This window comes from Dactylosporangium sp. CS-047395, assembly GCF_050942185.1.
GTDB lineage: Bacteria > Actinomycetota > Actinomycetes > Mycobacteriales > Micromonosporaceae > Dactylosporangium.
In genome coordinates, this window is record NZ_CP192015.1 from 629,910 (window position 1) to 652,191 (window position 22,282).

The following is a 22,282-nucleotide window of genomic DNA, read 5'->3' on the forward strand; positions in this document are numbered from 1 at the left end:
TGGGCCTGGCGCCGCTGGACGGCGCGCGGACGGCGGGCGGTGGAGCTGCCCGAGACGCTCGAGATGGCCGAGGCGCCCCTGCCCGACCTGGTCGCGGCGATCACCGAGGAGTGGTCGGCGCGCACCGGCATCGGCGTCATCCTGCACAGCGCCGGGCTGGAGGAGGCCGGCGACACCTCGCCGCGGGCAAGCCTCGAGCTGTGCTGGATCCTGCGCGAGTCGCTGCGCAACGTGGCCGCGCACGCGCGCGCCGAAACGGTCGCGGTCACGCTCGGCCGCGACGGCGACGGCATCCTGCTGGAGGTCCGCGACGACGGCGTCGGCTTCGCGTCCGGGCCGGCCGGGCACCGCGGGATCGCCGGCATGCAGCAGCGGGCCCGAGTCTGTGGCGGGCAGCTGACGGTCTGGTCGCGGCCGGGTCAGGGAACCAGGGTCACCGCCGTCGTCCCGGCTGTTCTCGCCGCGAAGGTGGTCGCGGGGCCCACGTGGCGGGTCCGGCTGGGGGCCGCATTGGCTGCTGCGTCGGTACCGCTGGTGGTCATCGCCGCCTTCAGCACCTCCGGCGGCCTCACGACGCCGCTCGCGACCGACGACGGCCAGTTGCCCTTCGACCCGAACGCGACCCACGGCCCGGCGACCGCGCTGCCCGCCTCGGAGGTCGGGCCCGGCCGCTCGTCCTCGACCGCGAACCCGACCGCCACCGCGTCGCGCGGCGCGTCCGCGCGGCCGTCGGATTCGGTCGCGCCCACCGGCACCGGCCCGGCCGCGCCGCCGCCCACCCCGCCGCCCGGCACGCTCGCCGCCGAGCAGCGCACCTGCCGGGTCACGTACGTGAAGCGCTCCGAGTGGAACCCGGGCTTCGTGGCCGACGTGACCCTGACCAACCTGACCGGGGCCGAGCTGCGGGGCTGGACGCTGCGCTTCGACTACCCGAGCGGGCAGAAGGTCACCGGCTACTGGAACGCGATCGCCGCCCAGAGCGGGACCGCGGTCACCGTCCGCCCGACCGGCGACCAGCCGTCGGTGGTGGCCGGCGGGTCGCTCACCTTCGGCATCCAGGGCACCTGGCAGGGCACCAATCCGAACCCGGCGGGCTTCACCGTCAACGGCTCCCCGTGCGGCTGAGCCAGTGCACGATCGCCTCGGTGCGGTTGTTCACCTGTAGCTTCAGGTAGATCTGACTCACCCGGTTGCGCACGGTCTTCTCGGCCAGGGCCAGCCGGTCCGCGATCACCGCGTTCGGTTCGCCCGCCGCGAGCAGCTCCATGATGTCCAGCTCCCGCTGGGTGAGCGGCTGGCGGAACGGCCCGGCACCATGCTCCGGCGGCCGGCTCTGCACGTGGTCGACGACGACCGACAGCGGCCCCGGCGACAGGCGGCTGTGCCCGGCGGCCGTCGCGGTCACCGCATCGAGCAGATCCGCGCGCGTGTACTGCCCCTCGACCAGAATGCTGCGGGCACCCGAGCGCAGCGCGGTGAGCACGTCGCCCGGCACGATCGCGTGGGCGAGGATGAGCACCGGCGGGCGTGGCCCCGGCAAGGTCGCCAGCGCCGCCAGCTCGCGCACCGGTGCGAGCGTGTGCAGGACGACGACGTCCGCCGCCGGGGTGGTGCCCCCGAGCACGTCGACGATCGGGCGCACCTCCACACCGTCCGCCACGGGCCGGATCAGCTCGGCCAGCGTGTGCCCGGTACCGCTGATCACCAGCACTTTCGTCACGGGCGCCACGACACCACGGACCCGCGCGGTTGGCAACGAGTTCCGAAACATGCCCGCCCCTGCCGCGTTCTCACGTCAGCTCACGGCGGAGTTCCGGTTGCGCCCCTCGATGACGGCTCGCGGTGGCGTTCGGGGGGCGTTCAGTTCCTAGCCGTGCCGCTCCTCGTAGGCCTGGCGCGATCCGCAGACCGACGCCCGGCTGCACGAACAGCGTGAACCGTCGGCGTCCATGCGGACGATGACCGAGTCGCGGGGAACGCTGTGGCCCACCACGCGGCCCTCGCCGTCCGGGGTGCTCACCCGCGCTCCGACGGCCGGGGCGGTCGCCTGGAACTGGGCGTACAACGGATGTTCGTACTTCAAGCAGCACATGAGCCGTCCGCACGCGCCGGAGATGCGCAGCGGGTTGAGCGGCAGGTCCTGGTCCTTGGCCATGCGGATGGTGACCGGCTCGAAGTCGTTGAGGAACGTGGCGCAGCACAGGTCGCGCCCGCACGAGCCGATGCCGCCCTGGACGCGGGCCGAATCACGCGCGGACAGCTGCCGCAGCTCCACCCGGCAGTGCAGGGTCGCGCCCAGATCCCGTACCAGGGAACGGAAATCCACCCGATGGGGTGCGGTGAAGTAGATGGTCGTCCGCGCGCCCTGCCCGCCCGCGGAGTCCAGCACGTGATCTACTGCGACGACCTTCATCGGCAGCTCGTGGTCGCGGATCAGCCGCTTCGCCGCGACCTTGGCCTCGGCCTTGCGCTTGCGCAGCAGCTCGTCGCGGCGCAGGTCGTCGTCGCCGGCCATGGCGACCAGGCGCGGGAAGCCCTCGGTCTCCTCGGTGACCCACTGGGCGGCCCAGACGCACTCGGCCACCTCGGGCCCGTCGTCGGTCGGCACCAGCACGCGGTCGCCCACCTGCGGGCGCAGCTCGCCCGGGTCGAAGTAGAACAGCCGTCCGTAGCGATTGAAACTCACCGCGCACAGCATGCCCATGGCGATCACAGTAACGCGGGTCACGCCGGGCGCCTACGGCCCGCGATCGGATGACAGGAAAAGTAGGGAAAAGTCCGACTCGACACTTTTGGGGGACGCCGTACCTATCTCAACCCTTTCGTCGTTACTAGTGCGGATGGGACCGCAAAAAGGGGCGTAACTCCGGCCGGGAAGGCCTCGTTGGGCGCAGCAGTGGCACGCCCTGACGGGCTTGCTTCCCGTACTCCCGGTCTCGGAGGACCTCATCGCTATGACGGCACCTGTAGCTTCAGCGCGCCCAAAAACAGCCCGACTCCTCGCCACCCTCGCTGCCGCAGGGCTGCTCGGAGCAGCGTGCCCGGTCGCGTTAGCGACTCCCGCCTCGGCTGGCGCGGCGGAGAGCTCCGGCTGCCCGAACGGCTTCGGCGCCACCGCCGCCGCGAACACGCTGGCCGTGGGCGGGCTCGACCTGCGCGGCATCGGCCTCAAGACGCCCCCGCTGCCCGAGCTTCGCGCCGCGACCGCCCACTCCGGATTCGCCGGCGGCCCGGCCCGCGCGGCGGCGGACGCCCGCTACATCCAGAGCAGCGGCGTGCTGCCTCCCGGCCTCATCGGACCGAGCGCCTACCAGCAGGCTCCTCCACCGCATGAAAAGGCGGCGACGGTACCCGTACAAGGCGTCAACCTCGGCGCCCTCACCGTCGGCACGGGTGGCCTGAGCGCTCACGCCACCTGGAAGGACGCCGCGCAGTGCACGGAGTCGGCCGGCCCCCGCGCCACCGCCGACGCCCGCCTGGGCGGCCTGTCCATCCTGCCCGGCCGCGGCGGCAAGGCCCTGCTGCGCTTCGGCGCCATCGAAAGCTCGACCAACACCGGCGTCGACAAGGTCGCGGGCAAGGCGGCCGCCCAGGCCACCGCGACCGGCGACATCGCCGACTTCAGCCTCCTCGCCGGCACCCCGGCCGCGATGGGTGTGCGGGTCATCAGCCCTCCGACCCTGAAGGTCGCGGCAAGCGCATCGAAGCAGACCGTCGACTACAAGGCCCCCGTCCTGGAGGTCCGCGTCCCCGGCCGCGACGCGATGAAGATCGATTCGGCCGGCTCGCACATTGACGTCGTCGTCCCGGTCGACGGCAACTCCCGCACCGAGGCGGAAGACCTCGGCCGCGCGGAGAACCTGCCGGTAGCCGGCCTGCCGCTGCTGGACCTCCTGGGCGGCGCGACGAGCGCCCTGTCCGGCACCGTGGCCGGCGCCACGGCCATCCCCGAGTCGCTGCTGGCCGGCCTGCTCCCGGGCCTGCCGGTGGTCGGCGGCGGCGAGTCCACGGTCCGCAACACCGAAGGACAATCGACCCACCCGGCGCGCGCGGTGGTGCTGCGGGTCGAGCTCGGTTCGGTCGAGAAGCAGACGAGCAAGACCGGCTTGTACGCCAAGGCATACTCGGTCCGCGTCAAACTGATCGTGCGCACCAAGTGGAAGTCCGGCGGCTACGGCGACCAGACCGACCAGACCACGATTCTCGACCTGGGCGTCTGCGCCCTCGAGGCCGCCGCGGCCGCCCCGTCCTCCTCCGGCGGCTACGGCACAGGCGGACACTCGGGCGGCTACGGCGGCGTGAGCGGCGACACCGGCGGCGGTGGCGGCGGCACGCTCCCGGTGACCGGCTCAACCACGGCAATCGTGGCCGGCGCGGGCCTGCTGCTGGTCGTCGCGGGGCGGATGTTCGTCGTCCTTGCCCGCCGCCGGTCGTCGGCGGTCTGAGACCCCTCGTAACCCCTTCGCTGCCCGTGCAGCCCTTCCTCCGGGAGGGCTGCCCGGGCGGCGTTTTTTGTCGTACCCCGGGGCCTAGGGCTGCCGTCGTCCGTTGCTGGTTCGCGGTGGCTCCGAAACACGAAAGCCGCTCCTGGGAGTCCAGGAACGGTTGGTGGTGGGGGCGGCGCGGAGGGAGCGGCGGACTATCTCGGGACCAGGCGGCGGAGTATCGCGGCGAATTCCAGTGCGGCCGAGGCGACCCGCTGGGCGCCGATGATGGCGGTCTCGTAGCTGCCGTTCATGCCTGACGTCAGTTCGATCTGCACGTCGCCGTCGTCGATCAGCAGGATCGGGTCGCCGTCGTCCTCGGTCAGCTGGGTGTGGATGGCGCGCAGGTCCAGCGAGACCACGGGGCTCAGTTCTTCGTCGTCGTCCAGCATCGCTACCAGCTCCAAAAAAAGGCCGAGCGGGGTGCGGCGGCCGTGCGGCTCGCAGCGATTGGCGGCCGCCGCACCCCGGTTGGGGTAGCGCGAGGCCTGACCGCCCAGCCCGGCTTCGCGCTACGAACAACATAGTAGCCGTTTGGCCCTAAGGCCAGTACCCCCCGGGCCGATGGAACTTCGTATGGTCGCCAGCATGATCTCCCGGAGTTCCGGCTTGTCGCTGTATCGGCAGGTCGCGGACGCGATTCGGCAACAGATCATCAGCGGTGAACTGCCGCCGGGGAGTCTGCTGCCCTCGGAGAAGTACCTGGCCGAGGAGCACGATGTCGGTCGCGACACGATCCGAGACGCGATGGCGCACCTGCGCAGCGAGGGTCTCGTCGAGAGCAAGCGCGGCTATCGCAGCCGGGTGCGCTCGCTCCAGCAGCGCGAACGGGTCTGGCTGCATCCGGGCGAGGTCGTCACCGCCCGCATGCCCACGCCGGTGGAGAAGAAAGAGCACAGCATGCAGGAAGGCGTGCCGGTGCTCGTGGTGGGCGATCGGGCCTACCCGGCCGATCGCTACGAGTTCGGTCCCGCCGAGAGCGCCAGCTGAAAACCGGGCGGCAGAGGCCAGGTCGCGAAAAGACACTTGGCTGAGCAAAACGCCTAGGTAACGCGTATCACCCGCAAATAAGTTGTTCAACGCTGCCCGCTGAACCGATGCTTGTGGCAAGCAAGTATCGGCGACGAAGCGGGAGTACGCGGGCGTGCATGAAGAGATCGGGCGGGAGGTCGGCCGGTTCCTCCGGCTGTCCGAGCGGCTCTTTGCCACGCTCAAGTGGAACGAGGCCGGTCGCGGCCTCGAGCGCCCCGCCTACCTGCTGCTGAGCCGGATCGCCGTCGACGGGCCGTTCCGGCTGTCGGCCCTCGCCGCCGATGTGAGCCTCGACCTCTCGACCGTCAGCCGGCAGGTTGCCGCGCTGGAGACGGCCGGGCTGATCGGGCGGTACCCGGACCCGCACGACCGGCGGGCCAGCCTGGTCGAGGTCACCGAACTCGGGCGCGAGGTGTTCGCCGAGAACCGGGCCCAGTGGCTGGCCACCTGGGAAGAACTGCTCGCCGACTGGACACCCGAGCAGCGCGAGGAGTTCGCCGCGCTGTTCGCCCGTCTGAACGAGTCCATTGCGCAACGTCTGCCGAAAGAAAGAGACGCTCGATGAACCAAGCCCGGCCAGCCCTGGCCCACAAGCAGATTCTGCTGCTGATGGGCGGCCTCATGACGGGCATGCTGCTCGCCGCGCTCGACCAGACCATCGTCGGCACCGCGCTGCCCACGATCGTCGGCGACCTCGGCGGGCTCGACCACTACTCGTGGGTGGTCACCGCCTACCTGCTGGCCTCCACCGCTTCGACCCCGCTGTACGGCAAGATCAGCGACCTCTACGGCCGCCGGCCCGTGCTGCTGTTCGCGATCGCGACCTTCCTGGCCGGTTCGCTGCTCGCCGGGCTCAGCCAGAACATGCCCGAGCTGATCGCCACCCGCGCGCTGCAGGGCATCGGGGCCGGCGGTCTCATGACGCTGGCGTTCACGATCATCTCGGACGTGGTCGCCCCGCGTGAGCGTGCGCGGTACCAGGGCCTCTTCGGCGCGGTGTTCGGCATCTCCTCGGTCGCCGGTCCGCTCGTCGGCGGCTACTTCGCCGAGCACGACTGGCGCTGGATCTTCTACATCAACGTACCGCTGGCGATTTTCGCGCTCTTCGTCTGTGCTCGTGTGCTGCGGCTCGTCCCGCACACCCGGCGCGACCACAAGGTCGACTACCTCGGCGCCGCGTTCATGGTGACCGGGTCGAGCGCGCTGCTGCTGGCCCTGTCGCTGGGCGGGACCGACGGCTACGCCTGGGACTCGGCCACGATCCTCGGGCTGTTCGCGGCGTTCGCGGTGCTGGCGGCGGCGTTCATCGTCGTCGAGAGCCGGGCGGAGGAGCCGATCCTGCCGCTGCGGCTGTTCAAGCGGGCCACGTTCTCGCTGTCCAACGCGGCCACGTTCATTCTCGGCTTCGCGATGTTCGGCTCGATCATCTACGTCCCGCTGTACCTGCAGATCGTCAAGGGCGCCACGCCGACCCGCTCGGGCCTGCTCATGCTGCCGATGATGGCGGGCGTCATCGTGACGTCGATCGTGTCCGGGCGGATCATCTCGAAGGTCGGGCGCTACAAGTGGTTCCCGGTCGCCGGTACCGTCATCATGGGCTCCGGCTTGTTGCTCTTCACCACGCTCGAAGTGAACACGCCGCTGTGGCAGGCGTTCATCTACATGACCGTGATCGGTGTGGGCCTGGGCATGGCGATGCAGCCGCTCATCCTGGCCGTGCAGAACTCGCTCGAGCTGCGTGACATGGGCGCCGGCACGTCCGCCGCCACGTTCTTCCGTTCGCTCGGCGGTTCGGTCGGCGTCGCGGCGCTCGGTGCGGTCATGAACAGCAAGCTCAGCGGCGGCAGCGGCGGTGTGTCGATCAACGCTCCGGCGCAGGTGCGGGCGCTCCCGCCGGCCCAGCTGGAGATGGTCGAGCGGCTGTTCGTCAACGCGCTGCACCCGGTGTTCCTGTCCGCCGCGGTCGTCGCGCTGGTCGGAACGCTCATCACGATCGCCCTGCCGAACAAGTCACTGCAGGGCAGCTCGCCGGTGGAGACCACCACGGGCGAGGACGCCGCGGCCGAGATGGAAGCGAAAGCCGCGGCTTTCTAGAAAAGTCACGATATGGCCGGATTCCTGGGAAAGGAGTCCGGCCATATTTTGTTACCGGTGGGTTTTCATTGTGGCGCAGGACACATTACTTTTGCAGGCATGCGCAGCACGATGATGAAGACACCCCTCCTGATCTCCCGCATTTTGCAGCACGGCAGCACCGTCCACGGCGACTCCGAGGTCGCCACCTGGACCGGCGAGGGCGCCCGGCGGACCAACTACGCCGAGGTCGGCCGCCAGGCCGCGCGTCTCGCCCACGCGTTGCGCGGGCTCGGGGTCACCGGCGACGAGCGCGTCGGCACCCTGATGTGGAACAACGCCGAGCATCTGGTCGCGTACCTCGCGGTGCCGAGCATGGGCGCCGTGCTGCACACCCTGAACCTGCGCCTGTTCCCCGAGCAGCTGATCTACATCGCCAACCACGCCGAGGACCGCGTGGTGATCGTCGACTCGACGCTGATCCCGCTGCTGGCCGGCGTCCTGCCGCACCTGACCACGATCCGGCACATCGTCGTGGTCGGCGGCGGCGACACCGCCAAGCTCGCCAAGGACGGCGTGGAGGTGCACGCCTGGGACGAACTCCTCGCGGGCAAGCCGGACACGTTCGAATGGCCGGACGTGGACGAGGACGACGCGGCGGCGTTGTGCTACACCAGCGGTACAACCGGAAACCCCAAAGGCGTCGCTTACTCGCACCGCTCGATCTACCTCCACTCGATGGAGGTGTGCATGGCGGAGTCGTTCGGCCTCGGCCCGCAGGTGCGCGACCTGTGCATCGTGCCCATGTTCCACGCCATGGCTTGGGGTCTGCCCTACGCGGCGCTCATGAGCGGTGCGCAGCTCGTCATGCCCGACCGGTTCCTGCAGGCCGCCCCGCTGGCCAAGATGATCGAGGCGGAGAAGCCGACGTTCGCCGGTGCGGTCCCGACGATCTTCACGGACCTGCTCGCGTACCTCGACGCCAACCCGACCGACGTCTCCTCGCTCAAGGAGGTCGTCATCGGCGGCTCGGCCTGCCCGCCGGCGCTCATGCACGCGTTCGCCGAGCGCTACGACATCCAGGTCATCCACGCCTGGGGCATGACCGAGATGTCGCCGCTCGGCTCGATCGCGCGGGCGCCGTTCGGCACCGAGGGCCCCGAGGCCTGGGCGTACCGCTACACGCAGGGCCGCATCCCGGCCGGCGTCGAGGGCCGCATCGTGGGCCCCACCGGCGAGCCGATGCCCGCGGACGGCAAGGCGGTCGGCGAGCTGCAGGTGCGCGGGCCGTGGATCACCGCGCAGTACATCGGCGAGGACGGTCCCGATCCGGACAAGTTCGACAACGGCTGGCTGCGCACGGGCGACGTCGGCACGCTCACCCCGAACGGGTACCTCACGCTGACCGACCGCGCCAAGGACGTCATCAAGTCCGGCGGCGAGTGGATCAGCTCGGTCGACCTGGAGAACGCGCTCATGGCCCACCCGGCCGTGCTCGAGGCCTGCGTGGTCGGCGTGCCGGACGACAAGTGGGGCGAGCGGCCGCTCGCGACGGTGGTGCTCAAGGAGGGCCAGAGCGCCGACGCCGCGACCCTGCGCGAGTTCCTGTCCGCCAAGGTCGCGCGGTGGCAGCTGCCCGAGCGCTGGTCGTTCATCGAGGCCGTGCCGAAGACCTCGGTCGGCAAGTTCGACAAGAAGCGGGTCCGGTCCGACTATGCGGGCGGGGACCTGGAGGTGGTAGAGATCAACGGGTGACCCGCCCGGCCAAGATTGCGTTGGCGATCACCGCCGCCCTGTCGGCATGCGTGATCGCGCTCTGCGGCGTGGCCCTGGCACTCAAGGACTGGGTGCCGGGGCTCGCGGGCTGCGCCGACCCGACGAGACCCGCCAAGACCTCGGTCATCACCGAAAAGGCGAGGATCGAGCAGTCGTACCCCACGCTGAAGCCGATCCAGTCCGTCCACTGGCAGGAGCACGAGGCCAGGGCGCGCAGCTGCCCCGAGATCGGCCCGATGGACTACGAGATGAACGGCTTCGCGGTGCTGACCGCGCAGCGCGCGGCGGCCGCCCCGGACGGACCGGCCGCGGCCGACCCCGACGTGCCGGTCGACCTGCGCCCGTTCGCCCCGCCCGCGCCGCACTGGATCACCGTCGGCGAGGGCCTGCTGCTCGACCGCGCGTCGGCGACCGTGTACTTCACGCGCTTTTCTTCGCGGCCGCCTTCTTCGCCGGGGCCTTCTTGGCCGGGGTCGCCTTCTTCGCGGGAGCCTTCTTCGCCGCCGCCTTCTTGATCGGCGTCGGCTTGGACTCCTCGTCCTCGTCCGAGGGCTCTTCACCCCGCGCGGCGCGGGCCCGCTCGACCGACGCGCGCAGCGCCGCCATGAGATCGACCGCGGCGGCCGGCGCCTCCTCGGCCTCCTCCGGCTGCACGACCTCGCGCCCGGCCACCTTGGCGTCGATGACCTCCTGCAGCGCCTCGCGGTAGTTGTCGGTGTACGTCGAGGGGTCGAAGTCCGCCGCCATCGACTCGATGAGCGAACCGGCCATCGCCAGCTCGGCCGGGCGCGCGGTGACGTCCTCGTCGAGGATGTCGAACTTGGCCGCGCGGATCTCGTCCGGCCACAACATGGTGTTCAGCACGAGCACGTTGTCGCGGACCCGCAGCGTGGCCAGCTGTTCGCGCTGCCGCAGCGCGACCTTGACGATCGCCACCCGCTCGACGTTGGTCAGCGCGTCCCGCAGCAGCGCGTACGGCTTGGCCGCGGTCTGCTCGGGCTCGAGGTAGTACGCCTTGTTGTACAAAATCGGATCGACCTGCTCGGTCGGCACGAACTCCAGCACCTCGATCGCGCGGCTGGAGGTCAGCGGCAGCTCGGCGAAGTCGTCGTCGGTCAGGATGACCATCTCGCCGCCGCCCAGGTCGTAACCCTTGGCGATGTCGTCGTAGGAGACCTCTTCACCGTCGACCGAGCAGACCCGCTTGTACTTGATCCGCCCGCCGTCCTCCCGGTGCACCTGGTGGAAGCGGATGTCCTTCTCTTCCGTCGCCGAATAGAGGCGGACGGCGATCGAGACCAACCCGAAGGAGACCGCGCCCTTCCAGATCGCGCGCATGAGGATCCTTTCCGCAGCGTATCGACCATGCAATCTTCAGCTTCGCATCGTTTTGACCTGGGCGCGAGCAACTCTTAGGCGAACTATCGTGTGGTGCATGGCAGGTCCACCGGCACCGATGCTCGCCTCGCCCGGCGTGCTGCCCGCCGGGCCGGGCTGGGCGTACGAGTTCAAATGGGACGGCATCCGCGCGATCGCCGTCGTCCAGGCGGGCGTGACCAGGCTTTTCGCCCGCAGCGGGGCCGAGGTGACGGCCGCCTATCCCGAGCTCGCCGGGATCGGGCGCGGCCTCGCCGACTCGGTGCTCGACGGCGAGGTGGTCGCCATGGACGAGGCCGGGCAGCCGTCGTTCCAGGTGCTCGCCGAGCGGATGCACGTGCGCGAACCGCACCGCGCGGCCCGGCTGGCGGCGGCGGTGCCGGTGACGTACCTCGTCTTCGACGCCCTGCGCGCGGAGGGCGAGGAGATCACCGGCGTGCCGTACCGGAGCCGCCGGGAACGCCTCGAAGCACTGCCGCTGGGTCCCCGCGCGATGGTCCCCCCGTCCTTCGACGACGGCCCGGCGACGGTGGCCGCGAGCGCCGAGAACCGGCTCGAGGGCGTGGTGGCGAAGCGGGCCGACTCGCTGTACCACCCGGGGATTCGCACTTCCGACTGGATCAAGGTCAAGCTGGAGGAGAGCGCCGAGTTCGTGGTCGGCGGCTGGCGGCCGGGCAAGCGCGCGCTGGGCGCCCTGCTGGTCGGCGTCCCGGTCCCGGGCGGGCTCGCCTATCGCGGTCGGGTCGGCGGCGGCATCTCCGGCGCGTCCGAGCGGGCGCTGCTGGCCGCACTCGAGCCGTTGTCGACGAACCAAAATCCCTTTGCCGCAGCGGTACCGCGTGAGGATGCCCGCGGCGCCGTCTGGGTCCACCCGCACCTGGTGGTCGAGGTCAAATTCAGCCACCGGACGCGCGACGGCCGGCTGCGTTTCCCGCGCTTTCTGCGCATCCGCCCGGACCTCACCGCCGAGGAGGTGCACGATGCCTGATCGAGTGCGCGTCGAAGTGGACGGCCGGCAGCTCGAAATCTCCAATTTGGACAAGGTGTTGTACCCGCAAGCCGGCTTCACCAAGGGCGAGGTGCTCGACTACTACACCCGCATCGCGCCCACCCTGCTGCCGTATCTGGAAAACCGGCCGCTCACCCGCACCCGCTATCCCAACGGCGTCGAGGGCAACAGCTTCTTCGAGAAGAACGCGCCGGCGGGCACGCCTGATTGGGTCAGGACGGTGCGGCTGCCGGTTCCCGGTTCTTCGAAAGGCCGCGAGCAGATCGACTTCATCGTGGTCGAGGAGCTCGCCACCATGGTCTGGCTGGCCAACCTCGCGGCGCTGGAACTGCACACGCCGCAATGGCGGGTCGACGCCGACGGGCAGAAACTCGACCCCGACCAGCTGGTCGTCGACCTCGATCCGGGTCCGCCGGCGGGCTTGCCGGAGTGTTACGAGGTCGCCCTGATCATGCGCGAACGCTTGTCCACGGACGGCCTTTCGTGCTGCGCGAAGACGTCGGGCAAGAAAGGCATGCAGCTCGTCGTACCGCTACCCGGCGACGAGACGGCCGACGAACTGAGCGCGTACGCGAAATCGATCGCCGACGAACTGGCCCGCGCCCATCCGAAACTGATCGTCGCGAAAATGGCCAAGCAGTTGCGCCCCGGCAAGGTCTTCATCGACTGGAGCCAGAACAACGCGTTCAAAACGACGATCGCGCCGTACTCCTTGCGGGCGGGCGCGGTGCCTACGGTCAGCGCCCCGCTCACTTGGGACGAGGTCGAGGCGGGCGAGTTGACGGCGGTCGATTTGGGCCCTTCCGCCGTGTTGGAACGGGTCGAGTCGCTCGGCGATCTGTTGCGGTTGTGATCCGATAAGTCGGGCGCTGGCGCGCCGCGACTTATCGGATATTTCGTATATGCCCGATTTTGTTGTTGGGTTAGCGCAGCGCGTTGATCAGGCGATCGATGTGCTCCGCTGTGGTGCCGATCCCGATGCTGGCCCGGATCGCCTGGTCGGCGCCCGGCTCGCACGCCGCGCCGCGAATTGCGCCGCTGGCCGGCGAAACGCCCGCGACGAAACTCGCCTTGCCGGCGGCGGGCTCGTGCGTGGCTCGACTTGGGTGGCCGGCGGCAGACTCGCCCGTGGTGGAACTCGCCTGGCCGGCGGCGGGCGGCTCGTGCGTGGCTGGACTCGCCTGGTCGGCGGCGGGCGGCTCGTGCGCGGCTGGACTCGCCTGGTCGGCGGCGGGCGGCTCGTGCGCGGCTGAACTTGCCCGGGCGGCGGGCGGCTCGTGCGTGGCTGGACTCGCCTGGTCGGCGGCGGGCGGCTCGTGCGCGGCTGAACTTGCCCGGGCGGCGGGCGGCTCGTGCGCGGCTGAACTTGCCCGGGCGGCGGGCGGCTCGTGCGTGGCTGGACTCGCGTGGTCGGCGGCGGGCGGCTCGTGGGCGGGGTCCGATAAGTCGGGCGCTGCGCGCCGCGACTTATCGGAAATGTCGGACATGCGGGTTTCAGCCGCGGTCAGCAGGCGGCGGGTCAGGGGGTGGGCGCAGAACAGGCCCGTGCGGACGCCGATGCCGTGGTCGCGGCCGAGGGTTGCGGCCAGCTCGGACGGGTCGCGGCCGGCGACAGTGAAGGAGACGATGCCGACGCGCTCGGCGTCGGCCGGGAACAGGCGCAGTTCCTCGACGTGCGGCAGTGCGGCCAGGCCGGTGCGCAGGCGGTGCAGCAGGGCCTGCTCGGTCGCGGCCAGGTCGCGGTGTTGCAGGGCGCGCAGGGCGGTGGCGAGGGCGACCGCACCGAGCAGGTTCGGCGTGCCGGCCTCGTGGCGGGCCGGGCCGGTCGCCCAGCGGGTGGCGCCGGCGTCGGGGACGTGGGCGCTGGCGCCGCCGCCGGCCAGGTACGGTTCCGCGGCGTCCAGCCAGTCGGCCCGCCCCGCGAGGACGCCCGCCCCGAACGGCGCGTAGAGCTTGTGGCCGGAGAACGCGATGTAGTCGGCGTCCAGCTCGGCGAGGCGGCCCGGCGCGTGCGGCGCGAGCTGCGCGGCGTCCACGGCGATGCGGGCGCCGAAGCGGTGTGCGACCTCGGCGAGGCGCTTGACCGGCCACAGCTCCCCGGTCACATTGCTGGCCGCGGTGATGCTGACGAGGACGTTCGCGTTTTGTCGACGGTACAACCAAAGCTCCAACGCCCCGACCGCCTCCTCCGCCGACCGTGGCGCGGGCAGGCGCACGGCGTCGCGCCAGGGCAGAAGATTGGCGTGGTGCTCGGCGTCGAACGTGACGACCGTGGTGCCCACCGGGACGGCCCGCGCGAGCAGGTTGAACGCGTCCGTGGTGTTGCGCGTGAAGATCACCGTGTCGCCGGCGCCGTGGCCGAGCACGTCGGCGACGGTTTCGCGGGCCTGCTCGTACTCGCGGGTGCAGCGCTCGGACAGCGCGCCCGCACCCCGGTGGACGCTGCCGTAGTAGGGCAGCAGCTCGGCAACGGCGTCGGCCACGACCCGCAGACACGGCGCGGTGGCGGCGATGTCGAGGTTGGCGAAGTCGACGGACCGCCCGTCGGACAGCTTGACGTCGCCGGGCGTGAGGATTTCAGACACGGGTGCACCCCAAATCGTTCGCGCTTGCCCAGCACACCGCGTGCCGGGCCGGGTCATCACCCGGGGCACCCCGCCGCGAACGCGAGGGTTGCCGGCCAGCAAGCCGGGGCTGTGCGCTGGCACTCATGACCTGTCCCGACGGTACCGCGGATAGAGTTGCCCCATGAGCGAACTCCCGCCGAGTGGGACGCCGTCCTCGTCCGATCCGGCTTCCGGGCCGCCCGCCGCGCCATCCTCGGATGCGGGGCCTTGGGCTTCCCCGAGCGCGCCGTCGCCGGGGTGGGGTTCGCCCGATCCGAGCTGGGGATCACCCGCTCAGCCGCCCGCTTCCGGTCCTTCCTCCGCGCCGCCCGGACCCGCGTCCGCGCCGCCTGGGCCCTCCTCGTCGCCGCCGGCTTGGGGGACGCAGCCGGCTGGGGCTGCTTCGGAGCCGCCGGCTTGGGGGACTCAGCCCGCGTCAGCGCCCCCCGCTTGGGAAGCCCAGCCCGCGTCGGCGCCGCCCGCTTGGGAGGCCCAGCCCGCCTCGGCGCCGCCCGGACCGGCTTCCGCGCCGCCCGGTCCCGCGTCGGCGCCGCCGGCTTGGGGTGCGCAGCCTGCCTCGGCACCGCCTGGACCCGCTTCGTCGCCTCCGGGCCACGGTTGGGGCTCCCCGAGCGCACAGCCCGCAGCGCCACCGTTGGGGCACAGCGCACCGCCGCCACCCGGTTACCCCGCCGCGCCGCCACCCGGAACCGTCACTCCGCCGCCGTCCGGTTATGCCGCCGCGCCGCCGCCAGGGCAAGTCCCGCCACCAGGCCAGGTCCCGCCGCCAGGGCAGGTCGCGCAGCCAGGGCAGGTTCCGCCGGCAGGGCAGGTTCCGCCGCCTGGGCATGGTGGACCGGCGGCTGGGCAGGGGGTTGCTGGCCCTACCGCGGCCGGGTCGGAGTGGGCGCGACCGGTGATGGGGCAGGGTGCGCTCGGGCAAGGGGCGGGGCCGATGGTGCCGGCTTCGGCCGTACCAAATGTGACTGAAGCGGCCGAACCCCAAACCGGCCAGCAGCAATATCCAACCGCCGCCCTCGCCCTGGCCGCCGCGCCACCAGCGCGGAGGTCGGATCGGCGGCGGCTCTGGACGCTCATCGGCGTCATGAGCTTCATCGCGGCGTGCGGTGTGGCCGTGCTCGCGTTCTTCGGGTTCAACGGGGGCTGGACCGCCCTGGTCGTGGGCGTAGCCTCCGCCATCATTCCGGTGCCGGTGCTGGTCTCCTGCTTCCTGTGGCTGGACCGGTACGAGCCGGAGCCGGTGAAGTACCTGGTCTTCGTCTTCGGCTGGGGCGCGTTCGTGGCCACCGGCGTCGCCCTGGTCGTCAACACGGCCGGGTCGTACTTCGCCGAGAAGGCCGGCCTCTCCGACGCCATCGTCGCCGTGCTCGTGGCGCCGCTCATCGAGGAGAGCATGAAGGCGCTCGGCCCGGTGCTGCTGTTCTGGCGCCGGCCCCGCGCGTTCTCCGGCATCATCGACGGCATTGTCTACTGTGGACTGTCGGCGACCGGGTTCGCGATGGTGGAGAACATCTTGTACCTCGGGTTCAAGGGCTACGGGGAGACGGCCGACAAGTCCGGGCCCGTGACCGGAGCCGCGGCGCTGGTCGGCATCTTCATCGTTCGGATCCTGATGACCGGGTTCGCCCACCCGCTGTTCACCTCGATGACCGGCATCGGGCTGGGCTTCGCCTCGCGCTCGTCGGCCAAGGCGGTGCGCTGGCTCGCCCCGATCGCCGGGCTGCTGGTCGCCATGATGCTGCACGGTTCGTGGAACCTGATGTCGGTGACCGCCTCGACCAGCGCCTGGGTCCTCTTGTACGGCTACTTCGCCGTCATGATGCCGATCTTCCTCTGCATGGTGGGGTTCGCGCTGTGGCTGCGGGCCAACGAGGGGAAGCTGACCGAGCGGGTGCTGGGCGAGTACGCGCGCGCCGGATGGTTCTCGCCGCCCGAGGTGGCCGCGCTGGGCACGCTCGGCCGCCGGCTCTCGGCGCGCCGCTGGGCCAAGCGTGTGGCCGGGGACGCGGGCGCCAAGGCGATGCGCGCGTTCCAGTTCGATGCGACCCGCCTGGCGCTCCTGCGCGACGGGCTGCACCGCGGGCTGGACAAGGAGCCGAAACGCCGCATGGAGGCGCTCGCGGAAGAGCGACAACTGCTGACTGCCCTCGACGCGTACCGTCAAGTCTTCATCGGCCGCGACCCGCAATCGCCGCGCGCGGTATGGGACGGCGCCCGGTACCACATCACGTTCCCGGACGGCGTGGTCCGTGTGCTGGACGCCCCGCCGACGCCAGTGGTCCCGGTGCCGGTCTCCCTGGCCCCGCCGCCCCCGCCGATGTTTGCCGCGCCGTATTACAGGTAAAGAACGCGCCGTATTACAGGTAGAGGCCCGTCGAGTCCGGCTCGACCCGCCGGGCCGCGACGGCGTGCACGTCCCGTTCGCGGAGCAGCACGTAGTCGCGGCCCTGCAGCTCGACCTCGGAGCGCTCCTCGGGGTCGAAGAGCACGCGGTCGCCGGAGACGATGGAGCGCACGTTGGGCCCCACGCCGACCGCGGTCGCCCACGACAGCCGCTTGCCGACCGACGCGGTCGCCGGGATGACGATGCCGGAGATGTGCCGGCGCTCGCCCTCGGCGCCCTCGAGCCGGACGAGCACCCGGTCGTGCAGGAGGCGGATCGGCAGGGCCTCGGTGGGCGGATTGCCGGGTAGATCGCCGGTGGACGCCTGGTAACCACCGGCGGGTTGTGCTGTCACGCTTGCGACGCTACCGCTTCGGTGCGTGCCAACGTCGCGCGACCCGGTCTACCGTGGGGAGTCACCGTCGCGGCGTTGGGGCGTTTGGGGAGGTACTTCACGTGGGCCGGTTCGACAAGGTGCGCGCCAATCTGCGCCGGGCCTACGTCCAGCGCCTGGCGGCGGCTCAGGCCGAGCGCGAGCACGCCGCCGCGGAACCCGAGCCGGAGCCGGTCGAGCCGGTCCGCCCGCTCGACCATGCGACGACGACAAGCCGGGACGACGCCGAGGTACCGCACGGTCTCCGCGTCGCCACCGCCTGGTCCTGGCGCCTGCTGATCCTGATCGCGGCGGCCGCCGTGCTGCTGTGGCTCATCAGCCGGCTCAAGACGGTCCTCATCCCGCTCAGCATCGCCCTGCTGCTCTCGGCCCTGCTCGCGCCGGTGATGGGCGTGCTGAGCCGGCGGGTGAAGCTGCCCCCGTCGCTGGCCGCGTTCGTCGTGCTGATCATGGGGCTGGGCGCCGTCGCCGGCGTGCTCACCCTGGTCATCAGCGAGTTCGTGGCGGGCTTCCCGGCCCTGGCCGAGAAGGCCTCGATCGGCGTGCAGCAGATCCAGGAGTGGCTGACCACCGGCCCGCTGCACTTGAGCGGCCGTCAGCTGGACGCCACCTTCGACGCCGCCACGACCTGGCTCAACGACAACCGCGGCAGCCTGACCGACAGCGCCGTGAACACCGCCACGGCCACGGTCGAGTTCCTGGCCCTGATGCTGCTGATCCTGTTCGTCACCTTCTTCTTCATGCGCGACGGCAAGCGCATCTGGCACTTCGTCACCGGCATCCTGCCCACCCCGGCCCGCGACCCGATCCGCCGCGCGGGCGAGGCGGCGTGGCGCACCCTGGTCGCGTACGTGCGGGCCACCGTCCTCGTCGCCTTCATCGACGCCCTCGGCATCGGCCTGCTGCTGTTCTTCCTCGACGTGGACTTCTGGTTCCCGCTGGGCACCCTGGTCTTCCTGGGCGCCTTCGTACCGATCGTGGGCGCGACCGTCTCCGGCGCGGTCGCCGTGCTGGTCGCCCTGGTCGACGAGGGCCCGATCACCGCCCTGGTCGTCCTGATCGGCGTGATCGCCGTCCAGCAGCTGGAGGGCCACGTCCTGCAGCCCCTGATCATGGGCCGGGCCGTCTCGGTCCACCCGCTGGCCGTAATCGTGGCGATCGCGACCGGCGTGGTTTTGGCCGGCATCATCGGCGCCCTGGTAGCTGTCCCGCTGGTGGCCGTCTTGAATACGGGCATCCGCCACCTGGTCCAGCACCGCAGCGAGCCCCCACCAGACGCCGTGATCGTCTCTTCGGAGTAGTGGCTCTTTTGTCTTGGGGCAGCGGAAGGTCTGTCAGCGGACGGACTTATTGGCGCTTTTGGCTTCCGTTGGATGTCCTGAAAAGCAGTGGGGGAGCTCCGCTCCACCCACACCCCCTCAACACCGCACCGGGTCCTACTCAGCGCAGCGGGTCCTAGTCGGTGATGCGTAGCCGGACACGGCGGTTGGCTTTGCCTTTTGATTCCACCTTGACGACGTGGAGGCGGCCGATCTGGGCCGTCGAGGCGACGTGGGTGCCGCCGTCCGCCTGGGTGTCCAGGCCGATGATGTCGACGATGCGGATTTCTTGTTCGTCGGCCGGGATCAGGTTGGACTGGGTGCGGATGATGTCCGGCAGGGCCAGGGCCTCGTCGCGGCCCAGGACCTTGGTGACCACCTTGCGGTCGGCGACCACCTCGGCGTTGACGAGCTCTTCGAGGCGGGCCTTGAAGTCCGGCGGGACCTCCGGCAGGTTGAAGTCCATCCGCGCCTCCGCCGGTTCCATGGAGCCGCCGGTGACCAGGGCGCCGAAGTCGCGGAAGACGACCCCGCACAGGACGTGCAGGCCCGAGTGGGTGCGCATGAGCTTCGTGCGGCGATCGTCCTCGACGGCGCCGGTCACCTCGGTGTCCACCGGGGGCAACGGGTCGCCCTCGGCGGGCAGGAGGTACAGGTCGTCGGCCTTGCGGGTGCCGACGATCCTCGTCTGGACGCCCTGCCAGAGCAGGACGCCGTGGTCCGGGGGCTGGCCGCCCCCGCCCGGGTAGAACGCCGAACGATCCAGCACGATCCCGTCCTCGGCCGACGCGTGCAGGACCTTGGCGGTCCATTCACGAAGCGTCGGGTCGGCGAGGTCGAGCCGGTACGTGCGGCCGTGATGTGTGACACCCATGAAAGCCGACTATATGCGGCAGGTCGGCCCGGCCCAGCACTGCGAAGTAGTCATGCAATACAGAAACCGTCGACCCCGGGTTTGATACGCGTCAGAGGCTCAGCCATTCGGTCACTACGCGGGAGCCGTTCGTCGTCTCCACCAGCAGCCGGAACAGGCCGGTGGGCAACGGGCGCAGGGTGAACCAGCCCAGCGCGTCCACCTCGGCCGTGGTCGGCGCGCCGCGGTGGGGCGTGAGCTCGATGCGGCCCGGTGCCGGGGGAGCGACCTGGCCGACGAGCGCCTCCTCGGTCGCCTCGACCTCGATGGTGAGCTCGCCGGCGACGAAGGTGAACACCCGGGAGGCACCACGCACCGCGGCCGTCTCCGGTTCGGTCAGGGTGGCCAGTTCCGCGTCGACGGTCCGCCAGGTGAAGGCCGAGCGGCCGGTGGCCAGGAACGACTCGGGCACCGCGGCGGCCGCCCGGACCGCCTCGCCGAGGGAGTCCAGCAGGTGATCGTCCGAGAAAGCGGTCATCCGGCCACCTCCGTGAGCAGCGGGACCAGCGCGGGGTCGCGGCGCAGGCGGTCCAGGCAGCGCTGGCGGTTGGGGCCGATGGCGCCGACGGCGATCGCGAGCTCGGCGCTGATCTGCGCGTACGGCATCGGCGGATCCGCGAACAGCAGCGCCAGCAGGCGCCGGCAGCGCTCGGGCAGCTCGGCGAACGCGGCGCGCAGGGCGATCGCCCGCTCCTCGACCAGCAGCCAGTCCTCGTCGGTGGCGCCGGGTTCGGGGCCGTCGAGAAAGTCCACGACGCTCACCCGTTGCCGGGCCCGCAGCACCCGCAGGCACTCGTTGCGCGCGGTGGTGGCGATCCAGCCGGGCAGCGCGGCCGGCTCGCGGATGGTGGCGAGGCGCTCGACCAGTCGCAGCCAGACGGCGGCTCCAGCGTCCTCGATGTCGGCGTCCTGCAGGCGGTACCGGCGGCAGATCCCATGCACCAGCGGCGCATAACGGGCGACGAGCGCATCCCAGGCGGCCTGGTCGCCGCCGCGCGCTCGATCGACCAGCGCCACCAGCGTCGGGTCGTCGCGCATGACCTCCATCATCCATGTCATAGCGCCCTACGGAGTCGCGACCGCGCCGCACTGATACATCCCGAATCAGGCGTTCAAGAACTCCGAGATGCGGTTGCGCAGGTCGGCCCGCTGGGTCCAGAGGATGCCGGGGCGGTCGTAGAGGTGCAGCTCGGCGCCCGGGATGGCCGCCGCGAGCTGCTCGGCGACGACGGCCGGGTGCAGGTCGTCGCCGCGGCAGCCGATGACCAGGCACTCGGCGGTGACGGCGGCCAGGTCGGCCTTGTCGTCCAGGGCGGCCTGCTCGGGAAGCCCGGCCAGTCCGGCGCCGAGGCCGTCGCGCATGAGCTGGTCGAGGCGCTGGCGCAGGAAGGCCCAGACCGGCGGGGAGTTGCGCAGGTGGGCCGGGATCTCCTGGGAGATCACGTCGGCCACCGCGGCCGCGTCGCCCGCCTCGATCGCCTCCAGCATGGCGGTCAGCCGCTCGTGGGCGGCGGCCGGGCGCGGGGCGTCGAGCACGGCGGGCAGGAAGAACACGGCGCGCTCGAAGCGGCCGGGGTTGTCGGCGAGCAGCCGCGTGAGGGCCCCGGCACCCATGCTGACGCCGAGCGCGCGGGTCGCGCCGGCCAGGTCGGCGATCGCGCGGAGGTCACGGGCCAGGTCGACGTACGTCCACGAGCCCCCCGGAGCCGCCGACTGCCCGTGCCCGCGGAACTGGAAGAAGACCTTCCGCCCGCGCACGGCGCTGCCCAGCGGCCGGGTCTCCGCGATGCCGCTGCCGAGGCCGTGCGCGAAGACCGTGACGGGGTCGCCCTCGCCGGTGACGAGCTGCTCCAGCTCGACGCCGTGCGGCGTGGCGACCAGCTCGGTCGGCGGGGCGGGAAGCGTCGGGCGGCCGGTCTGCGGGCCCCGGGTCACGGGCGGCCGGAACCGGTCGGGGCGCCCGTCCGGCGGGGGCGGCCAGCGAAAGTCCATCACCAGGAGCCGTGGCCGTCGACCGCGTCACGCAGCGCGGGGCGGATGTCGAGCAGGTACACCGCGAAGATCCCGCACGCGATGAGCGGGAAGATGCCGAGGTAGCCCAGCCCGAGGTTGGGCGAGATCGCGGTGAGCAGCTCGCCGCCGCCGATCAGGGCGAGCCAGATGGACTTGGACATGGTGCCGATCGCCGGAAAGGCGTCGGTGCGCTGCACCACGCAGTGCAGGAAGGACGCGGCCCCCAGTACCAGGCAGAAGATCCATACGACGATGGAGATGTAGTTCTCGACCTGGGCGTAGAAGATCGGGACGGCACTCACCATGCAACGAGCTTAAGCCGAAGCCCTCCGGCCCGTGTACGACGGTGCCGGAGGGCCCGGGAATAAACCTTGTTACTTCTTCGGGGCGAGCTTCTTGGCGGCCGTCTTCTTGGCCGGCTGCGCATCCGTCTGGGTGGCCGTCTGCGGGGCCGTCGCGGTCGGCGTCTCGACGGTGGTGACCTGGGCGGTCACGGCCTTGTTGGCCGGCTTCAGCTCCACGCGGGCCTCCGCCGTGCGGGCGGTGCTCACGACCTTCTCGCCCCGGGCGACGAGGCCGGTGTAGACGGCCAGGGCCCGGTCCTGCGCGACCTGGGCACCCTGCTGGGCGCTGGCCAGGAAGCTCGCGGCGTTGCGCCGGGCCACGCCGCGCAGGCGGTTGAGGTCGGTGCGCAGGTTGGCGTCGGGGCCGGCCGGGCGCAGGTCGTCGACCCGGGCCCGCAGCTGGGCGAACTGCTCCGGCAGCTTGCGCAGCTGCTCGTAGGCGAGGTCACCGGCACCGGCGGCGGCGTACAGCGGCGTGGGGATCTTGCGCGTGGTGGTCTTGGTGTTGAACTCGGTGGTCACTGCGACTCCTCAAGGG

The 22,282-nt window shown here is 71.2% G+C and carries 22 protein-coding genes, 1 pseudogene and 1 riboswitch; of the genes and pseudogenes, 11 read left to right on the forward strand and 12 right to left on the reverse strand.

The window, feature by feature from the left end; translation table 11 throughout:
• The first annotated feature begins 39 nt into the window (after positions 1 to 39).
• Positions 40 to 1,125, forward strand: coding sequence for a cellulose binding domain-containing protein (locus tag ACQP00_RS02890; RefSeq protein WP_433213885.1), 1,086 nt, complete (start codon positions 40 to 42; stop codon positions 1,123 to 1,125).
• On the opposite strand, the gene ACQP00_RS02895 is transcribed toward ACQP00_RS02890, so the two are convergent.
• Positions 1,103 to 1,720, reverse strand: coding sequence for a LuxR C-terminal-related transcriptional regulator (locus ACQP00_RS02895; RefSeq protein WP_433213888.1), 618 nt, complete (start codon positions 1,718 to 1,720; stop codon positions 1,103 to 1,105). The two genes, ACQP00_RS02890 and ACQP00_RS02895, sit on opposite strands and share 23 nt — an antisense overlap.
• A gap of 147 nt (positions 1,721 to 1,867) precedes the next feature.
• Positions 1,868 to 2,704, reverse strand: coding sequence for a PSP1 domain-containing protein (locus tag ACQP00_RS02900; protein ID WP_433223660.1), 837 nt, complete (start codon positions 2,702 to 2,704; stop codon positions 1,868 to 1,870).
• A 433-nt stretch (positions 2,705 to 3,137) separates the two neighbouring features.
• On the opposite strand from ACQP00_RS02900, the gene ACQP00_RS02905 reads away from it, so the two are divergent.
• The gene (locus ACQP00_RS02905; RefSeq protein ID WP_433213891.1) at positions 3,138 to 4,445 is read left to right on the forward strand and encodes a hypothetical protein; all 1,308 of its coding nucleotides are present in this window, start codon (positions 3,138 to 3,140) and stop codon (positions 4,443 to 4,445) included.
• A 194-nt stretch (positions 4,446 to 4,639) separates the two neighbouring features.
• Here ACQP00_RS02905 and ACQP00_RS02910 read toward each other — a convergent pair whose 3' ends face one another.
• Complete coding sequence (locus ACQP00_RS02910; RefSeq protein WP_433213894.1) at positions 4,640 to 4,876, reverse strand: hypothetical protein; 237 nt, start codon at positions 4,874 to 4,876, stop codon at positions 4,640 to 4,642.
• Between the two features lie 196 nt (positions 4,877 to 5,072).
• Between ACQP00_RS02910 and ACQP00_RS02915 the strand changes: the two genes are divergently transcribed.
• From ACQP00_RS02915 to ACQP00_RS02935, 5 genes are all read left to right on the forward strand, one after another.
• Positions 5,073 to 5,474 (forward strand): winged helix-turn-helix domain-containing protein, encoded by a 402-nt coding sequence (locus ACQP00_RS02915; protein ID WP_433213897.1) that lies wholly within the window; start codon positions 5,073 to 5,075, stop codon positions 5,472 to 5,474.
• Between the two features lie 154 nt (positions 5,475 to 5,628).
• Entirely contained in the window at positions 5,629 to 6,081 is a 453-nt protein-coding gene (locus ACQP00_RS02920) for a MarR family winged helix-turn-helix transcriptional regulator (protein WP_433213900.1), read from the forward strand.
• Positions 6,078 to 7,610, forward strand: coding sequence for an MDR family MFS transporter (locus ACQP00_RS02925; protein ID WP_433213903.1), 1,533 nt, complete (start codon positions 6,078 to 6,080; stop codon positions 7,608 to 7,610). Before ACQP00_RS02920 ends, ACQP00_RS02925 begins: the two co-directional genes overlap by 4 nt.
• Positions 7,611 to 7,709: 99 nt before the next feature.
• Positions 7,710 to 9,344: a fatty acid--CoA ligase gene (locus ACQP00_RS02930; RefSeq protein ID WP_433213906.1), complete on the forward strand. Its 1,635-nt coding sequence runs from the start codon at positions 7,710 to 7,712 to the stop codon at positions 9,342 to 9,344.
• Positions 9,341 to 9,880, forward strand: a complete 540-nt coding sequence (locus ACQP00_RS02935; RefSeq protein ID WP_433213909.1) for a hypothetical protein — start codon at positions 9,341 to 9,343, stop codon at positions 9,878 to 9,880. The genes ACQP00_RS02930 and ACQP00_RS02935 overlap by 4 nt, the downstream gene beginning before the upstream one ends.
• On the opposite strand, the gene ACQP00_RS02940 is transcribed toward ACQP00_RS02935, so the two are convergent.
• Complete coding sequence (locus ACQP00_RS02940; RefSeq protein WP_433213912.1) at positions 9,786 to 10,703, reverse strand: Ku protein; 918 nt, start codon at positions 10,701 to 10,703, stop codon at positions 9,786 to 9,788. The two genes, ACQP00_RS02935 and ACQP00_RS02940, sit on opposite strands and share 95 nt — an antisense overlap.
• A gap of 97 nt (positions 10,704 to 10,800) precedes the next feature.
• Here ACQP00_RS02940 and ligD (ACQP00_RS02945) point away from each other — a divergent pair, with 97 nt between their 5' ends.
• Positions 10,801 to 11,730 carry a non-homologous end-joining DNA ligase gene (gene ligD, locus ACQP00_RS02945; protein ID WP_433213915.1) on the forward strand — a complete coding sequence of 310 codons (930 nt, stop codon included), beginning with the start codon at positions 10,801 to 10,803 and terminating at the stop codon, positions 11,728 to 11,730.
• Positions 11,723 to 12,604: a non-homologous end-joining DNA ligase gene (ligD, locus tag ACQP00_RS02950; RefSeq protein ID WP_433213918.1), complete on the forward strand. Its 882-nt coding sequence runs from the start codon at positions 11,723 to 11,725 to the stop codon at positions 12,602 to 12,604. The genes ligD (ACQP00_RS02945) and ligD (ACQP00_RS02950) overlap by 8 nt, the downstream gene beginning before the upstream one ends.
• A 634-nt stretch (positions 12,605 to 13,238) precedes the next feature.
• Here ligD (ACQP00_RS02950) and ACQP00_RS02955 read toward each other — a convergent pair.
• Positions 13,239 to 14,393 (reverse strand): annotated as a pseudogene (locus ACQP00_RS02955) (aminotransferase class V-fold PLP-dependent enzyme); the annotation flags it as partial.
• Positions 14,352 to 14,467: riboswitch (SAM riboswitch) on the reverse strand. It overlaps the preceding pseudogene by 42 nt.
• Positions 14,468 to 15,339: 872 nt before the next feature.
• On the opposite strand from ACQP00_RS02955, the gene ACQP00_RS02960 reads away from it, so the two are divergent.
• Positions 15,340 to 16,722, forward strand: a complete 1,383-nt coding sequence (locus tag ACQP00_RS02960) for a PrsW family intramembrane metalloprotease (protein WP_433213921.1) — start codon at positions 15,340 to 15,342, stop codon at positions 16,720 to 16,722.
• Positions 16,723 to 16,735: 13 nt separating this feature from the next.
• On the opposite strand, the gene ACQP00_RS02965 is transcribed toward ACQP00_RS02960, so the two are convergent.
• Positions 16,736 to 17,044 (reverse strand): GroES family chaperonin, encoded by a 309-nt coding sequence (locus tag ACQP00_RS02965; RefSeq protein WP_433066203.1) that lies wholly within the window; start codon positions 17,042 to 17,044, stop codon positions 16,736 to 16,738.
• A gap of 125 nt (positions 17,045 to 17,169) precedes the next feature.
• On the opposite strand from ACQP00_RS02965, the gene ACQP00_RS02970 reads away from it, so the two are divergent.
• The gene (locus ACQP00_RS02970; RefSeq protein WP_433213924.1) at positions 17,170 to 18,456 is read left to right on the forward strand and encodes an AI-2E family transporter; all 1,287 of its coding nucleotides are present in this window, start codon (positions 17,170 to 17,172) and stop codon (positions 18,454 to 18,456) included.
• Positions 18,457 to 18,610: 154 nt separating this feature from the next.
• Here the strand turns inward: ACQP00_RS02970 and ACQP00_RS02975 are convergent, their stop codons facing one another.
• From ACQP00_RS02975 to ACQP00_RS03000, 6 genes are all read right to left on the reverse strand, one after another.
• Positions 18,611 to 19,348: an alanyl-tRNA editing protein gene (locus ACQP00_RS02975; protein ID WP_433213927.1), complete on the reverse strand. Its 738-nt coding sequence runs from the start codon at positions 19,346 to 19,348 to the stop codon at positions 18,611 to 18,613.
• Between the two features lie 91 nt (positions 19,349 to 19,439).
• On the reverse strand, positions 19,440 to 19,865 hold the full coding sequence (locus tag ACQP00_RS02980; RefSeq protein WP_433213930.1) for a hypothetical protein: 426 nt from the start codon (positions 19,863 to 19,865) through the stop codon (positions 19,440 to 19,442).
• The gene (locus tag ACQP00_RS02985; protein WP_433213933.1) at positions 19,862 to 20,425 is read right to left on the reverse strand and encodes an RNA polymerase sigma factor; all 564 of its coding nucleotides are present in this window, start codon (positions 20,423 to 20,425) and stop codon (positions 19,862 to 19,864) included. The genes ACQP00_RS02980 and ACQP00_RS02985 overlap by 4 nt, the downstream gene beginning before the upstream one ends.
• Before the next feature lie 66 nt (positions 20,426 to 20,491).
• Positions 20,492 to 21,382: an alpha/beta fold hydrolase gene (locus ACQP00_RS02990; protein WP_433213936.1), complete on the reverse strand. Its 891-nt coding sequence runs from the start codon at positions 21,380 to 21,382 to the stop codon at positions 20,492 to 20,494.
• Entirely contained in the window at positions 21,379 to 21,705 is a 327-nt protein-coding gene (locus ACQP00_RS02995) for a DUF2516 family protein (protein ID WP_433213939.1), read from the reverse strand. Before ACQP00_RS02995 ends, ACQP00_RS02990 begins: the two co-directional genes overlap by 4 nt.
• Positions 21,706 to 21,774: 69 nt before the next feature.
• On the reverse strand, positions 21,775 to 22,266 hold the full coding sequence (locus tag ACQP00_RS03000) for a hypothetical protein (protein WP_433213942.1): 492 nt from the start codon (positions 22,264 to 22,266) through the stop codon (positions 21,775 to 21,777).
• Positions 22,267 to 22,282: the final 16 nt, after the last annotated feature.